Here is a 15,034-nt window from a genome sequence, read left to right on the forward strand (position 1 = left end):
TCTGCTTATATAAAGGTTATATTTAACTTTTAGAAAATTACTCTAGAACTAGGCAAAAATTTTTGTATCTATTTGTTCTAAATAAAAAATTTTTAACGACGTTATAGTGCAATTTAATTCGGTAAATTGCTCAAAGATTTATGCAGCTTGGTATAACTAAAGGGTGAAATCTATGCAGTCATTAGAAAATCATTTTTTAATCGCGATGCCGTCGATGCAAGACCCTTTTTTTAAACGTGCTGTTACCTATATTTGTGAGCACAATGAAGATGGGGCTATGGGCTTGGTAATTAACCAACCAATTAATGTAACCGTTGGTGAATTGCTCGATAAAGTAGAAATTGATAACGATAAATCACAACAAGCAGCTCAAGTTGCTGTATTTGCCGGAGGCCCAGTTAAAACAGATAGAGGCTTTGTATTACACTCTCCAAAATTAGGCTATACCTCAAGCCAAAAGCTCAGTAATGAAATAATGATCACGACCTCAAAAGACGTACTCGCGAGTTTAACAACTGCGCAAGCACCTGATCAATTTATTATAACCTTAGGCTACTCGGGTTGGGAGCAGGGCCAGTTAGAGCAAGAGCTGCTTGACAATAGCTGGCTGATCATAGAGGCAGATCCTAAGATCATTTTTGACACACCCGTTGAAAAAAGATGGGAAAAAGCGGTTTCAATGCTGGGCTTTGACGTAAGTCAGCTTAGCCCCGAAGCAGGCCATGCATAACTAAATAAGATACAAATGACAAAACGAATATTTAAGCCACAGGGCGAGCGAACGGTAATGGGTTTTGACTTTGGTACCAAAAGTATTGGTATTGCCATAGGCCAAGAACTCACTGGCAGTGCGTCGAGCCTTAAAGCTGTAAAAGCACAAGATGGCATTCCTAATTGGGATGATATTGCAGTACAAGTAAATGAATGGCAACCCGATTTAATGGTTGTTGGCTTGCCACTAAATATGGATGGAACGTCGCAAGAAGTTACCTTCAAAGCTAAAAAGTTTGCCAATCGATTGCACAACCATTATGGCATTACAGTGCAAACTCAAGATGAGCGTTTAACAACCGCTGATGCGAAAGCCCGCTTATTTGAACAAGGTGGTTATAAAAAGCTAGGTAAAGGTAATGTTGATAATATGTCTGCCGTGATTATTTTAGAAAGCTTTTTTGAATCTAGTTACGGTGAATAACAAAAATGTATAAATAAAAAAGCGCCAAATTGGCGCTTTTTTTATGGTTAAGTGTAATTTTTAGTAATTACTGTCTTTTCCATCCATACCATCAATTGTCACACCTTGTAAAAAACCAGCTCCTTGCTGCTCGTTATTACGCAGTTTAATCATTAAGCGCAAATCATTTGGTGAGTCTGCGTGGTGTAGCGCATCGGCGTAATTAATTCGTTGCTGGCTGTAAAGCTCAAAGAGTGCTTGGTCAAAAGTTTGCATTCCCATCTCTTTCGATTTAGCCATTGCGGTTTTAATACCACCAATATCGCCCGTTTTAATTAGCTCCGCTATCATTGGCGAATTAAGTAAAATCTCGATTGCAGCAACTCGGCTTTCACCATCTGACGTTGGCACTAATTGCTGAGCAATGATAGCACGCAAGTTAAGTGCTAAATCATACTTTAGCTTATCGTGCTTTTCTTTAGGCACTAAATGCATAATACGGTCAATCGCTTGGTTGGCATTATTTGCATGTAGTGTAGCAACACATAAGTGGCCTGTTTCAGCAAAACTTAGCGCATATTCCATAGTTTCTTGTGAGCGTATTTCACCAATCAAAATTACGTCTGGTGCTTGGCGCAAAGAGCTTTTGAGGGCTGCTTCAAAGCTTTCGGTATCAAGCCCTACTTCGCGCTGAGTAATAATACTTTTGCGATGTTCATGAACAAATTCAATTGGATCTTCAATTGTTAAAATATGCCCGCGCTGGTTGCGGTTTCTGTAACCAATTAATGCAGCTAATGAGGTCGACTTACCCGTACCAGTCCCCCCTACAAACAGCACGAGGCCACGTTTAGACATAATTACATCAGTCAGTGTTGAAGGTAATCCTAACTCTTGTATATCCGGTATCTGCGTGATTATTCGGCGAATAACCATTCCTGCTCTATCGCGCTGCCAAAAAGCGGATATACGAAAACGCCCTTCATCCGTCGCAATCGCAAAATTACATTCTTTGGTGTTATGAAATTCTGCTTTTTGCTTTTCGCTCATTGCAGACTCAACTAATTCAAGAGACTGCGCATCGGTTAGCTTCTCATCCGATAACGCTATAAGCTCGCCATTAATTTTTGCACTAATGGGTAACTGGCTCGATATAAATAAATCAGAACCTTTTTTCTCAATCATTATTAATAAAAAGTGATGTAAAGATAAAGCCATAATAATTCCTTAACCGCCAAACTGTGTTTTGTCTTGTGCTTTAGCTTGTGCTGCAGTGTTAGTAATAACCCCGTGATTAACCAAACTGGTTAAACACTGATCCATTGTCTGCATGCCCATTGAAGCACCCGTTTGAATAGATGAGTACATTTGCGCAATTTTATCTTCACGGATCAAATTACGAATCGCTGGAACAGCAATCATAATTTCGTGGGCGGCAACACGCCCTCCACCAATTTTTTTAATTAATGTTTGCGAGATCACAGCACGTAAAGACTCAGAAAGCATTGAGCGGATCATCGATTTTTCTTCACCTGGGAAGACATCAATAATACGGTCAATCGTTTTTGGAGCCGATGTTGTGTGGAGTGTACCAAATACAAGATGACCCGTTTCAGCGGCTGTCATTGCAAGCCGAATAGTTTCTAAATCACGCAGCTCACCAACCAATATTACATCGGGGTCTTCACGCAATGCACTTCTAAGTGCATTGGAGAAACTATGTGTATCACGATGAACTTCACGCTGGTTAATTAAGCTTAGCTTATTATCGTGAACAAATTCGATTGGATCCTCTATTGTCAGGATATGGTGATGCTTTGTTTGATTTATATAATCAACCATCGCAGCAAGTGTTGTTGATTTACCTGATCCTGTAGGACCTGTGACCAACACCAGTCCGCGCGGGTTATCTGAAATTGTTTTAAAAATATCAGGAGCACCTAAATCATCAAGTGTGAGCACGTCACTTGGAATAGTACGAAATACGGCTGCTGGGCCGCGATTAGAATTAAATGCATTAACACGAAAGCGCGCAAGATTAGGCACTTCAAACGAAAAATCGACTTCCAGATTTTGTTCATAGTCCTTACGCTGATTATCGTTCATAATATCGTAGACCAAACTGTTTACGTCTTTTTCTTCTAATGCTGGTATATTAATGCGACGCACATCACCATCTACACGTATCATAGGTGAAACACCTGATGATAAATGTAAATCGGATGCTTTGTGTTGCACACTAAACGCCAATAATTCGGTAATATCCATTTATGACTCCACAACTAACTGATAAATATATGGTTACAATAGCAGAACGACTCACATCCGCCTACGCTAGAATCGCAGTGGCTGCAAAAAACACACAACGAAATAACAACGAAATAACTTTGCTAGCAGTGTCTAAAACTAAACCAAGCGAAGATATTATTGCCGCTTACGAGCACGGTCAACGCGAATTTGGTGAGTCATATGTTCAAGAGGCTGTAGATAAAATAGCTCAACTACACGCATATAGCGACATCATTTGGCATTTCATTGGCCCTATTCAATCAAATAAAAGTGCCTTAGTGGCTAGCAATTTTGATTGGGTGCAAAGTGTTGATCGACTAAAAATAGCCAAGCGGTTAGACAGCCAGCGCCCTGAAGTAATGCCGCCACTTAATGTACTTATTCAAGTAAATATCAGTGCAGAAGAAGCAAAGTCAGGATGTCACCCTGATGAAATTGCTGAATTAGCTCAATTTATAGAGCAATGTACACATTTAACCCTACGTGGACTGATGGCAATTCCTGCAAAAACAGCTGTTACGCAGGTGCAAGTTCAATATTTTGAGCAATTACAAACTTGCTTTGATAAACTAAAGACCCAATATCCTCATATAGATACTTTGTCGATGGGTATGAGCAACGACGTTGAAGCAGCAATAAGTGCAGGTTCAACGATGGTAAGGATCGGCACAGACATTTTTGGAACACGAACTTAAAAGGTGATAACAGATTTATGTCAGATAAAAAAATCGCATTTATAGGCACGGGTAATATGAGCTACGCCATTATTGGTGGCATGGTGAAAAACGGTTTTAACGCAAATAATATCATTGCGACTAACCGCAACCAAGATAAGCTTGCAAAGGTAGCAGCCGACTTCAAGGTGCAAACCACCAGTGACAATAACGAAGCCCTGCGCGATGCTGATGTAATTGTTTTGTCTGTTAAACCACAAATGATGGGCGATCTATGTCAATCGTTTCAAGAATCGGGTGTAGACTTTAGTAACAAACTATTTATTTCTGTTGCTGCGGGTTTAACCGTAAAACGTTTACGCGAAATGCTAGGTCAAGACGTTAAAATGATACGCTGTATGCCAAACACGCCGTCTTTATTAGGCCGTGGCGTCTCTGGCTTATATGGCGCAGATGAAACGCAAAGCGAACACGAGTTTGTACAACAGGTGTTTGAATGTACGGGCATTGTTGTATGGGTTGAACACGAATCACAAATAAACGATATTATTGCGGTTACAGGTTCATCGCCTGCTTATTTTTTCTTGTTTATGGAAGCCATAGAAGAAAAAGCCAAAGCGCTAGGGTTTAATAATGAAGACGCACGTCGTTTAGTCCAACAAACAGCATTAGGTGCAGCGGAAATGGCACTTAGTCAGCCTGATATTAGTATTTCGCAGTTACGCTCAAACGTAACATCTAAGGGCGGTACTACCCACGCAGCGGTTGAGCATTTAAAAGAGCAAGGCTTGACGAAAACGGTTGGCGATGCAATGGATGCATGTATCGCCCGTGCGATGCAAATGGAAAAAGAACTTTAAAATTACTTTTTATTGAAGGTTACACTATGAATGCCATGCAATTTTTAATCAGTACCCTGTTTGATTTGTTTTTAATGGTGGTATTACTGCGCTTTTGGCTGCAGTGGGCAAAAGCCGACTTTTACAATCCAATGAGCCAGTTTGTGGTTAAAGCCACTTCGTTTGCAGTAAAGCCTCTGCGCAAAATCATTCCAGGATTTGGAGGGCTTGATTTAGCCTCACTATTGCTGGCATTTATTGTCGCAATAGCCAAAATAAGTACTTTAATGCTTGTTATGTATGGCGCATGGGCAATACAACCTATACTCATTCAAGCATTTATAACGGTGCTAAAAGAAGGCCTTAACTTAATATTTTGGGTTCTTATTATTCGCGCTATTTTAAGTTGGGTTAGCCAAGGCTATAACCCTATTGAAGCGGTTTTTCATCAACTTACTGAACCAATGCTAAAACCAATTCGTAAAATTTTACCGTCAATGGGCGGACTAGACCTATCTGTTTTAGTGCTTATTATTGGTATTCAATTTTTGCAAATGCTGCTTATGGACTTTTTAGCCTAATATAAATTTTAACTAAAAGAGGCCCAAAGGCCTCTTTTTTATATGTTTTAAGGAATACATAATGAATCGCTTAATTAAATTTTGTTTTATTGCCTTTTTAGCACTTGCGTTTAATGCGCACAGCGAACAAATGCAAGGTGCACAATATAAAGAACTTGGCCCATGGCAAGTGCATTACATTGCCTTCCCATCTACGTTTATTCAACCAAAAATAGCAAAAGCATATGGCCTTGAACGTAGTGGTTATAAAGGTATTGTAAATATTTCTATTTTAAAAAATGATGCCGACAACACACCACAAACGGCAAAGCTTACTGGTACAGCTAGAAACCTACTTGGCAACAAACAAACGCTTACTTTTAAAGAAGTAAAAGAAGGTGACTCAATTTATTACCTTGCCCAAGTTGATTACACTAACGAAGAAATTTTACGATTTGAAATTGAAATTCAACAAAGTAGTCAATTTCAAAAATTACAGTTTCAACAAAAATTTTACGTAGATTAAATACATTATGAACAAAACTTTAGTACTCGCCACTGGCAACCCTGGCAAAATTAACGAACTAGCAAACATGCTGCGTCCACTTGAAATTAATGTGGTTCCACAAAGTGATTTTAACGTGGGCGACGTGGCCGAAACGGGCACTACTTTTATTGAAAATGCCATTATTAAAGCGCGTCATGCTGCTAAAATTACTGGTATGCCGGCCATTGCCGACGATTCAGGTTTAGAAGTTGATGGCTTAAATGGTGCGCCTGGTGTTTATTCAGCTCGCTTTGCGGGCGCGCAAGCTAGCGATCAAGATAATATTGATAAGCTACTGATTGATTTAGGTGATAACCCAGTTCGTAGCGCACGATTTTGGTGCGTACTGGTACTAATGCGCCACGCAAGCGATCCAACACCACTGGTTTGCAGTGCTAGCTGGGAAGGCGAGATCACATTAACTCAAAATGGCAACGGTGGTTTTGGCTACGATCCAGTTTTTTTTGTGCCTACACTTAATTGTACCAGTGCAGAGCTTACAAAAGAGCAAAAAAATGCAGTAAGCCATCGCGGCCAAGCATTGCAAAAATTACTGCTAGAACTAAAGCAAAAAGGCGGCCTGTGAATCTTCCACCTCTGAGCTTATATGTGCACGTGCCTTGGTGCGTGCAAAAATGTCCGTACTGCGATTTTAATAGCCACGGACAAAAAGGCGAAATACCTGAAGCTGAGTATGTTCAGCATTTAATTGATGATTTAAAAGCGGATTTGCACTTAGTGCAAGGGCGTAAAATTCATAGTATTTTTATTGGTGGCGGCACTCCTAGCCTATTAACAGGTGCAGCTTACACCCGCTTACTTAATGAAGTTGATAACTTAATTGGTCTTGAAGAACACTGCGAAATCACCCTTGAAGCGAACCCTGGCACAGTAGAAACAGGCCGCTTTAAAGATTACGTAAAAGCGGGCATTAATCGAATTTCAATTGGCGTGCAAAGCATGCAAAACGACAAGCTAAAAGCACTTGGTCGAATTCATGGCAGCGATGAGGCAAACTACGCTGCGCAGCAAGCCAAAGAAGCGGGTTTAAATAGCTTTAACTTAGATTTAATGCATGGCTTACCGGGGCAAACTCTTGACGATGCACTGAGCGATTTAAAGCAAATCATTGCGCTCGATCCTCCTCATATATCATGGTATCAGTTAACTATCGAACCCAATACGCAGTTTGCTTCAAAGCCACCGACCCTTCCTCAAGATGAAACACTGTGGGACATTCAAGAGCAAGGGGTCGAGCTACTCGCGCAAGCGGGTTACATACAATACGAAATATCGGGCTATGCAAAAGCTGGCTATCAATGCCAACATAACTTGAATTATTGGCGTTTTGGCGATTATCTTGGTATTGGCTGCGGCGCACATGGTAAGGTTACTGATGAAAATACAGGGCTTATTACGCGCACTGAAAAAGTTAAACATCCACGCGGCTATATGGATTTAATTAAACCCTATATGTACAAAAGCTGGCACGTAGAGCAAGATGATTTAGCATTTGAGTTTTTTATGAATCGCTTTCGCCTTGTTGAGCCTTGCCCTATTACCGATTTTAATAAATTAACGACACTGCCATTGCTAAGCCAGCAAGATGCATTAAACCAAGCTATTAACAAAGGTTTATTGACTCAAACAGATAGCTATTGGCAGGTAACATTAAAAGGTCATCGCTTTTTAAACGACCTGCTAGAATTATTTGTGTAGTATTTAGTAATTAAATAAAACAATATAAAAACACCCTAATGGGTTTCTAATAACAAAAGGGAAAACAATGCGTAAACTTACTTTTATTGCAGCGGCTATAAGCACTGCACTTCTTGCTGGTTGCCAACAAGCACCACAGCAATCAACTACGACTCCTATAGTACAAACTCAAGCGGTGCAATCACAACAAAGTGAAATAGACAAAGCAAATGCGTTTTTTGAAGACACATTTAACCGTGACGTAATGAGCAGCCCTGTGTACCAAACGTATATGGGCATTAAGCAAGATTACGATAAATGGGATGATGGCAGCGAAGAAAGAAAGCTTAAAGATTTTGCACAAACAAAAGCCGACCTAGTGGCACTAACAGCAATCAATCGTGATTTATTAGATGATGCAACAAAGGTAAGCTACGACTTAAAAAAACAAGATCTTGAAAGTTCTATTGCTGACTTTAAATGGCGCAACCATAACTACCCAGTAAATCAAATGTTTGGCACTCACTCGATGATCCCTGCATTTTTGATCAATCAACACCAAGTTAGTAATGTAAAAGAAGCGAAAGACTACATTTCACGCTTAAATGGTGTAACCGCTGTTATTGATCAACTTATTACTGATCTAGATGTACGTGCAGAAAAAAATATTATTGCACCTAAATTTGTGTTTCCACACGTCATTGATTCAAGCAAAAATATCATTAAAGGCGCACCGTTTGAAAAAGGCGATGACTCTACCCTGCTTGCCGATTTTAAACGTAAAGTAACTGCGCTTGAAATCAGCCAAGTCGAAAAAGATTCGCTAATTGACGATGCATCAGACGCATTAAAATCGGCAGTTAAACCGTCTTACTCTAAGCTTATTAATTACCTAGCGCAGCTAGAAAAGCGTGCTGACGACCGTGATGGCGCATGGAAGTTACCTGAAGGTGAAGCGTTTTATAACAATGCACTTAAGCGCACAACAACGACCGATTTAACGGCTAAAGATATTCATGCGATTGGTCTATCTGAAGTAACACGTATTCATGATGAAATGCGTGAAATTAAAAATAAAGTAGGCTTTAAAGGTGATTTAAAAGCGTTTATGCAGTTTATGAAAACTGACAAGCAATTTTACTACCCAAACACTGCACAAGGTAAGCAGCGTTATCTTGACGAAGCAACGGGCCTTATTGACACAATGAAGTCTCGCCTTGATGAGCTATTCATTGTTAAGCCAAAAGCGGACCTGAAAGTTAAAGCTGTTGAAGCGTTTCGAGAAAAAGCAGCCGGTAAAGCATTTTATCAACAGCCTGCGCCAGATGGTTCACGCCCAGGTGTTTACTACGCCAACCTTTATGATATGGAAGCAATGCCAACCTATCAAATGGAAGCATTGGCTTACCATGAAGGTATTCCGGGTCATCACATGCAAATAGCTATCTCGCAAGAGTTAGAAGGCGTGCCTAAGTTCCGTAAATTTGGTGGCTACACAGCCTACATTGAAGGTTGGGGTTTATACTCAGAATTAGTGCCAAAAGAAATGGGTATGTACTCAGACCCATACTCAGACTTTGGCCGTCTTTCTATGGAATTATGGCGTGCTTGTCGTTTAGTAGTTGATACGGGTATCCACGCAATGAAGTGGACTCGTCAAGAAGGTATTGATTACTACGTAAATAATACACCTAATGCTACATCTGATGGTGTTAAAATGGTTGAGCGTCACATTGTAATGCCTTCACAAGCAACGGCTTATAAAGTAGGCATGCTTAAGATTTTAGAACTGCGTGAAGATGCTAAAAAGCAGCTTGGTGATAAGTTCGATATTCGTCAATTCCACGACGTTGTCCTTAAAAATGGCCCAGTACCATTAAATGTACTAGAAAACTTTGTTAACGAATGGATAGCAAGTAAACAAGCTTAATACCGTCGTTATAAATACAAAAGGTCGCATTTGCGACCTTTTTGTTTTATATAGCAGGAGTTTAAGCTAGAGTAAATAAGCCCTTAGCGATGGAGAATATAATGGATTTAAGCATACAATTACTTAACGCACGCATTTCAAAGCAGCAGTTAAATGAGCTCGATAACGACTTTAAACAGTTGACGCCAGCTCAACAAACTCTGCAGCTAAATCACTTATATGAAAGTGCTCAGCGCTTGAGTATAAAATATGATTTTATGCAAAATATCGCTATCCGTATTTTAACAAACAACATGCCGCCAACACCTTTTGTTAACCAATTAATAAGTGTTGATGCATTGAGTTTTTTTACGCCAGCACTGAGAATAAACAAAGGCTTTTTAGCACAAGACATTCAGGGGAATAACGTACTACATAATGTATTTAAACATACCGATTCAAAAAAATTACCTTTTAATTATGTGCGATCTTTAATGTTATTTGAATCTAACGACGACTTACTTAAAGCTCTAGCACAGACGAATAAACAAGGACTCACCCCTGTCGCTTGTTATATCGCTTACGCACACAAACAAAATACACCAGTAAAGCATGAGTTTTCAGCATTACTCGCGCTTATGGAAATAGAGCAAAAACAAAACCCAAATGCAAAGCAACGACTTGCTAACGCATTAAAAGAAGTAAACCTTAGCGAAACAACTCTTTTACTAAGTGCCGCTTACTTACAGCGTTCAACAGCCCAAGTTGTACACTTAGTCAAGGCGCTTTAACTCACTAACAACTTCTATACGTACATTATCAATAGCATGTGTTATAGATTGCGCAGCACTTTCATGCTCAACCATATTAGGCCAATTAGTTTGCCAGTTTTTTTGCAATTTTTGAGCTTTTAATCGTACTTTGTCGACGGCTAAATAGCTCAAGTCATGAATCAGATTAACTTTCACCCACCCTTTTCTTGGACTACCTTCAACTTCGTTACTATCGTAATGCGCTGCAAATACTATAAGTTCAAGCTCAGCTAGTTCTTGTAATATTTGAAAACTCGCAATACGTGTATTGTTATTATCCTCACTTACTTCCATACGCCATGCGTTATAACTAAAACCTATAAACGCAAACACCACACTCGCTATTGCGGTAAAAAAATACGAACGTGGGGCCAAAACAAACTGACCATATTTAGACTCTGACATATTATTTCCTTGGGCGTGTTGATTTTTGTGGATTGAAATTTGTTCAATCTAGGGGCGATTAAATCGTGGCGCGGGTTTTTTAAATAAAGCCAAAACGAATTAAACCAATACTTAAACAAATAGCTGTTATAACAATATAAAAACCGGATGCTTTTTGCATTTTAGCCTCCTTGATCAACGTCAATAATAAGCAATTGCGCGCTCGAAATAATACGATAAACAGGGTACATTGAGACTATTAATAACGCAAAATTTAATCTGCCAAGGAAAAACCATGAGCCTTAAGCGAATTAGTCAGTTTTTTAACCCAAGCTCCGTGGCCGTTATTGGCGCCTCTAATATCTCTACCCGTGCAGGTTTCGTGGTTATGCGTAATTTACTCCAAGGTGGTTTTAAAGGGCCTATCATGCCTGTTACTCCAAATCATACTGCGGTACATGGGGTACTTGCTTATTCTTCGATTGCTGACTTACCAAAAGTGCCTGATCTTGCAGTTATTTGTACAAACAAAAATACTTTGATAAATATTATTAAGGAACTTGCAGAGTTAGGCTGTAAAAGTGCCATTATTATTGCCGATGGCCTCTCAGGTGAACAAAAGAGTGCGCTAAAAGCATGCGCTCAACTTCATCACGTTACTTTACTTGGACCCAATTGTTTAGGTTTGTTGATTCCCCATATTGGCTTAAATGCAAGTTTTTCACACACCATAGCAAACCCAGGTAAAATTGCATTTGTATCGCAATCAGCAGCGGTCTGTTCAACTATTTTAGATTGGGCAAAAAATAAAGAAATTGGCTTTTCATATTTTGTATCCGTAGGCGACTGTCTTGATATCAATTTTAGTGAGCTACTTGATTTTTTAGGACGTGATGCTAAAACAAACGCTATTTTACTCTACATAGATAATATTGAAGATACCCGAAGCTTTATATCAGCAGCGAGAGCCGCCGCTTTTAGTAAACCCGTTATTGCAATTAAAACAGGAAAAACAAGCGCCGGCGCGCTCGCTGCAGAAATTCACACCGGTGGAAAACAAAGCTCTGATGCTGTTTACGATGCGTTATTTCAGCGTGCTGGTATGCTACGCGTAAACGATCTGCGTGAGCTATTTGCGGCAACACAAACCTTAGCTATGCATCCTAAGTTATTAAAAGTAGAACAACTTACTATTTTAACAAATGGTGGCGGACCAGGTGTAATGGCTGTTGATGAGCTTATTCAAAGCTCAGGAAAGTTAGCCGAACTAAGCAATGAAACACGGCGGGCGCTTAATAAAGTGATCCCGCAATCAGATACTACGTCAAACCCTGTCGATATTTTTGGCGATTCAGCCCCCGCTCGTTATAAGCAAGCATTAGAAATTTTACTGCATGCAAAAGAAGTTAAAAACTTACTGATAATTCATACCCCTTCGGCTTTAGCACTAAGCGAAGACTACGCCAATATTATTGTTGAAACCTTACAAACACTCCCTAAAATGGCACGTCCTTACGTTATTACTAACTTTATGGGCGAAGACGCATCCTATGCTGCAAGAAAGGTATGTTCTAACCATGCAATACCTACATATCGTACGCCAGAAGGGGCTGTGGGCGCATTTATGCATTTGGTCACTTATCGCCGTAACCAAAAACATTTAACGCAAACACCTGAGTCGAACACCGATGATGCCAAAATAAATAAAGTGGCTGCAACAGCAATAATTAATGAGCAGCTAGATGATGGACAAAGTTACTTATCTACTCACCAAGCGAGTCAAATTTTAAGTCATTATGGTATTGAATGTATTCAAACTGAAGTTGCTTACACACCAACAGAAGCTAAAGAACAAGCCATAGAGCTTGGTTTTCCAGTAGCATTAAAGCTTATTAGCCCGAGTATTGCTTCTAAATCCGAAGTCGGTGGCGTGGTGCTCAACCTAAACGATGCAAACGAAGTTGAGCAGACGGCTTTTGCGATGCTTATTCGTATTAAAAATACTTACCCTGATGCAATTATTGAAGGGTTTTCATTACAAAAAATGGCGCCACGAGCCGGCGCGAATGAACTTCGAATTGCAATTAAAACAGAGCCAAATTTTGGCCCTGTTATTTTATTAGGTGAAGCAGGAACGGGGCTTGAATACGCGCAAGCAGCCGTTGCTTTGCCTCCATTAAATATGAACTTGGCAAAATATTTAATTGCCGCAGCGCACGACAAAGGCGTATTAAAAGAGCGAATACTCCCCGAAAAAGTCGATAAATACCGTTTATGTGCGCTACTAACTCTTATTTCACAGTTAGTTATTGATCAGCCGGATATAAGTTCAATGGAGCTTAACCCTATACTTGCCAGTAATGGGCAATTTTTAGTGCTTGATGCGACCATGACACTTGACCGCTATAAAGCTCAAAGTCATCGTAAGCGCTTATCTATTCGCCCCTACCCCATTGAATTTGTTGAGGTTGTCACACTTAAAAACAACACACAGGCAACTCTTAGACCTATAAAACCTGAAGATGAGCAAGCACATCAGGCATTTGATCAATCACTTAATAAAGAAGATCGATACAAGCGTTTTTTTGGTGAACTACCACAGTTTAATCATGATCAACTCGCCAAAATGACACAGATTGACTACGATCGTGAGATGGCTTTTATTGTGTGTCAACGATTTGAAGGTAAAACACGCACGCTAGGTGTATCAAGAGTTATTATGGATCCCGATAACTTACATGCTGAATTTGCTATTGTTGTACGTTCAGACTGTCAAGGGTTAGGCCTTGGGCGAATACTGATGACAGCTGCAATTAATCATTGTAAACGCCAAGGAGTAGAATCAATTGAAGGTATTACCTTGCCAGAAAACACTGGGATGATTGAACTTGCGCGTAAGCTAGGTTTTAACATTAGCCGCGATTTTGAAGAAGGCAGTATTAATATGGTACTTAAACTTAAATAATGAAAAAAACACTAACACTAAGACAAAGAATAGCTGGCCTATTTGAAGGCACAGGGGATTATCAACGTGCTGGTCATATACTCGATGTAGCACTCATTAGTTTAATTATGATTAATGTAGTGGCAATTGTAATTGAGTCTATAGCAAGCGTTGCACAGCAGTATTACGATGCGTTTTTAATGTTAGAAATAATCTCAGTGGCTATTTTTGCAATTGAATATTGTGTAAGGCTCTGGGCTTGTGTGGATAAAACCAAGTATGCCGCGATTGAAGGCTCTAATACCAAGCGTCGGTTAAAGTACCTTTTATCTCCATTGGCTATTATAGATTTAATCGCTATTTTACCTAGTTTATTAATGTTCTTGTTCCCGCTCGATTTACGTTTTTTACGTGTACTTCGGCTCTTGAGGGTATTTAAGCTAACTCGCTATTCACGTGCTATGCAGCTACTTTTGCAAGCTTTTGTAAATGAAGGTAGCGCTCTCTTTGCAGCCTTTTTTATTATGGCTGTGGTACTCATTTTAGCTTCCTGCGGTGTTTATTTAATTGAGCACGACGTGCAACCAGATAAGTTTGGATCTATTCCTGCCGCTATGTGGTGGGCAATGGCAACACTAACTACTGTAGGTTATGGCGATGTAGTGCCAATAACGCCACTTGGCAAATTATTTGGTGGCGTTATTACTTTACTCAGCATGGGGATGGTAGCGATTCCTACAGGCTTATTAGCTTCAAGTTTTTCAGAGCAATTACGTAAACGCCGTCAGTTTTTTGAAGACGCTGTAAATGAGCAAGTCCACGGTAATACAATCAACGATGGCTCTCTTAACGACGAACAACGTAACCACCTAGAAGATCTTCGCCATAAGCTAGGGCTTAGTAAACTAGAAGCAAATAAAGCAATAAAAGCTCAACTTAACGAACGTAATAGTCACTTATTTTGTCGCAACTGTGGAAAGCGCCCCTAGGGCGTGTTGACCTTTCGTGATTAATTTTGCAGCAGTGTGTTTGGCATTTAGGCAAGGCAGAGTCTATGTGTTGTGGTTATTCCCCATAAATAGGCGATAACGCAGCATAAATGCCAAACATGCGCTGCCCGAAGGGTTCTACCTAGGGGCAATTAACTCTTTGTTCCTCGGTTTTTACTTAGCCCACTAGGTTCAAACCCTCCCGCCCCGATTTA

General features: G+C 39.9%; 15 protein-coding genes. 12 read left to right on the forward strand and 3 right to left on the reverse strand.

The genetic code is table 11. The features are described 5' to 3' along the window. Positions 1 to 172: 172 nt before the first annotated feature. On the forward strand, positions 173 to 730 hold the full coding sequence (locus tag CWB66_RS16155) for a YqgE/AlgH family protein (RefSeq protein ID WP_077536955.1): 558 nt from the start codon (positions 173 to 175) through the stop codon (positions 728 to 730). Between the two features lie 15 nt (positions 731 to 745). Next, positions 746 to 1,195, forward strand: coding sequence for a Holliday junction resolvase RuvX (gene ruvX / locus CWB66_RS16160; RefSeq protein ID WP_138586151.1), 450 nt, complete (start codon positions 746 to 748; stop codon positions 1,193 to 1,195). Positions 1,196 to 1,255: 60 nt separating this feature from the next. On the opposite strand, the gene CWB66_RS16165 is transcribed toward ruvX, so the two are convergent. Then, the gene (locus tag CWB66_RS16165; RefSeq protein ID WP_138586152.1) at positions 1,256 to 2,392 is read right to left on the reverse strand and encodes a PilT/PilU family type 4a pilus ATPase; all 1,137 of its coding nucleotides are present in this window, start codon (positions 2,390 to 2,392) and stop codon (positions 1,256 to 1,258) included. 9 nt (positions 2,393 to 2,401) lie between these two features. Further along, on the reverse strand, positions 2,402 to 3,442 hold the full coding sequence (locus CWB66_RS16170; protein ID WP_138586153.1) for a type IV pilus twitching motility protein PilT: 1,041 nt from the start codon (positions 3,440 to 3,442) through the stop codon (positions 2,402 to 2,404). Between the two features lie 2 nt (positions 3,443 to 3,444). On the opposite strand from CWB66_RS16170, the gene CWB66_RS16175 reads away from it, so the two are divergent. From CWB66_RS16175 to CWB66_RS16210, 8 genes are all read left to right on the forward strand, one after another. After that, positions 3,445 to 4,158: a YggS family pyridoxal phosphate-dependent enzyme gene (locus tag CWB66_RS16175; protein ID WP_138586154.1), complete on the forward strand. Its 714-nt coding sequence runs from the start codon at positions 3,445 to 3,447 to the stop codon at positions 4,156 to 4,158. 17 nt (positions 4,159 to 4,175) lie between these two features. Then, positions 4,176 to 4,997 (forward strand): pyrroline-5-carboxylate reductase, encoded by an 822-nt coding sequence (gene proC / locus CWB66_RS16180; protein ID WP_138586155.1) that lies wholly within the window; start codon positions 4,176 to 4,178, stop codon positions 4,995 to 4,997. Positions 4,998 to 5,023: 26 nt separating this feature from the next. Continuing rightward, positions 5,024 to 5,557, forward strand: a complete 534-nt coding sequence (locus CWB66_RS16185; RefSeq protein ID WP_138586156.1) for a YggT family protein — start codon at positions 5,024 to 5,026, stop codon at positions 5,555 to 5,557. Between the two features lie 61 nt (positions 5,558 to 5,618). After that, the gene (locus CWB66_RS16190; RefSeq protein ID WP_138586157.1) at positions 5,619 to 6,062 is read left to right on the forward strand and encodes a DUF4426 domain-containing protein; all 444 of its coding nucleotides are present in this window, start codon (positions 5,619 to 5,621) and stop codon (positions 6,060 to 6,062) included. Positions 6,063 to 6,069: 7 nt separating this feature from the next. Continuing rightward, complete coding sequence (gene rdgB / locus CWB66_RS16195; protein WP_138586158.1) at positions 6,070 to 6,669, forward strand: RdgB/HAM1 family non-canonical purine NTP pyrophosphatase; 600 nt, start codon at positions 6,070 to 6,072, stop codon at positions 6,667 to 6,669. Beyond that, positions 6,666 to 7,802: a radical SAM family heme chaperone HemW gene (gene hemW / locus CWB66_RS16200; RefSeq protein ID WP_138586159.1), complete on the forward strand. Its 1,137-nt coding sequence runs from the start codon at positions 6,666 to 6,668 to the stop codon at positions 7,800 to 7,802. The genes rdgB and hemW overlap by 4 nt, the downstream gene beginning before the upstream one ends. Positions 7,803 to 7,869: 67 nt before the next feature. Then, positions 7,870 to 9,711: a DUF885 domain-containing protein gene (locus CWB66_RS16205; RefSeq protein ID WP_138586160.1), complete on the forward strand. Its 1,842-nt coding sequence runs from the start codon at positions 7,870 to 7,872 to the stop codon at positions 9,709 to 9,711. A 101-nt stretch (positions 9,712 to 9,812) separates the two neighbouring features. After that, on the forward strand, positions 9,813 to 10,481 hold the full coding sequence (locus CWB66_RS16210; RefSeq protein ID WP_138586161.1) for a hypothetical protein: 669 nt from the start codon (positions 9,813 to 9,815) through the stop codon (positions 10,479 to 10,481). Here the strand turns inward: CWB66_RS16210 and CWB66_RS16215 are convergent. Continuing rightward, positions 10,464 to 10,907 carry a hypothetical protein gene (locus CWB66_RS16215; RefSeq protein ID WP_138586162.1) on the reverse strand — a complete coding sequence of 148 codons (444 nt, stop codon included), beginning with the start codon at positions 10,905 to 10,907 and terminating at the stop codon, positions 10,464 to 10,466. The two genes, CWB66_RS16210 and CWB66_RS16215, sit on opposite strands and share 18 nt — an antisense overlap. Before the next feature lie 274 nt (positions 10,908 to 11,181). On the opposite strand from CWB66_RS16215, the gene CWB66_RS16220 reads away from it, so the two are divergent. Together CWB66_RS16220 and CWB66_RS16225 are read left to right on the forward strand one after the other, a co-directional pair. After that, entirely contained in the window at positions 11,182 to 13,851 is a 2,670-nt protein-coding gene (locus CWB66_RS16220; protein WP_138586163.1) for a bifunctional acetate--CoA ligase family protein/GNAT family N-acetyltransferase, read from the forward strand. After that, positions 13,851 to 14,819 (forward strand): ion transporter, encoded by a 969-nt coding sequence (locus CWB66_RS16225; protein WP_138586164.1) that lies wholly within the window; start codon positions 13,851 to 13,853, stop codon positions 14,817 to 14,819. The genes CWB66_RS16220 and CWB66_RS16225 overlap by 1 nt, the downstream gene beginning before the upstream one ends. The last annotated feature ends 215 nt before the right edge of the window (positions 14,820 to 15,034 follow it).

Source organism: Pseudoalteromonas sp. S558 (genome assembly GCF_005886635.1).
In the GTDB taxonomy this organism is placed as follows: Bacteria; Pseudomonadota; Gammaproteobacteria; order Enterobacterales; family Alteromonadaceae; genus Pseudoalteromonas; species Pseudoalteromonas aliena.

Excerpts from the sequence above, each read along its gene's own strand:
- CWB66_RS16155 (WP_077536955.1), top strand. The coding sequence starts at position 173 with ATGCAGTCATTAGAAAATCATTTTTTAATCGCGATGCCGTCGATGCAA.
- ruvX (WP_138586151.1), top strand. The coding sequence starts at position 746 with ATGACAAAACGAATATTTAAGCCACAGGGCGAGCGAACGGTAATGGGT.
- CWB66_RS16165 (WP_138586152.1), bottom strand. The coding sequence starts at position 2,392 with ATGGCTTTATCTTTACATCACTTTTTATTAATAATGATTGAGAAAAAA.
- CWB66_RS16170 (WP_138586153.1), bottom strand. The coding sequence starts at position 3,442 with ATGGATATTACCGAATTATTGGCGTTTAGTGTGCAACACAAAGCATCC.
- CWB66_RS16175 (WP_138586154.1), top strand. The coding sequence starts at position 3,445 with ATGACTCCACAACTAACTGATAAATATATGGTTACAATAGCAGAACGA.
- proC (WP_138586155.1), top strand. The coding sequence starts at position 4,176 with ATGTCAGATAAAAAAATCGCATTTATAGGCACGGGTAATATGAGCTAC.
- CWB66_RS16185 (WP_138586156.1), top strand. The coding sequence starts at position 5,024 with ATGAATGCCATGCAATTTTTAATCAGTACCCTGTTTGATTTGTTTTTA.
- CWB66_RS16190 (WP_138586157.1), top strand. The coding sequence starts at position 5,619 with ATGAATCGCTTAATTAAATTTTGTTTTATTGCCTTTTTAGCACTTGCG.
- rdgB (WP_138586158.1), top strand. The coding sequence starts at position 6,070 with ATGAACAAAACTTTAGTACTCGCCACTGGCAACCCTGGCAAAATTAAC.
- CWB66_RS16205 (WP_138586160.1), top strand. The coding sequence starts at position 7,870 with ATGCGTAAACTTACTTTTATTGCAGCGGCTATAAGCACTGCACTTCTT.
- CWB66_RS16210 (WP_138586161.1), top strand. The coding sequence starts at position 9,813 with ATGGATTTAAGCATACAATTACTTAACGCACGCATTTCAAAGCAGCAG.
- CWB66_RS16215 (WP_138586162.1), bottom strand. The coding sequence starts at position 10,907 with ATGTCAGAGTCTAAATATGGTCAGTTTGTTTTGGCCCCACGTTCGTAT.
- CWB66_RS16220 (WP_138586163.1), top strand. The coding sequence starts at position 11,182 with ATGAGCCTTAAGCGAATTAGTCAGTTTTTTAACCCAAGCTCCGTGGCC.
- CWB66_RS16225 (WP_138586164.1), top strand. The coding sequence starts at position 13,851 with ATGAAAAAAACACTAACACTAAGACAAAGAATAGCTGGCCTATTTGAA.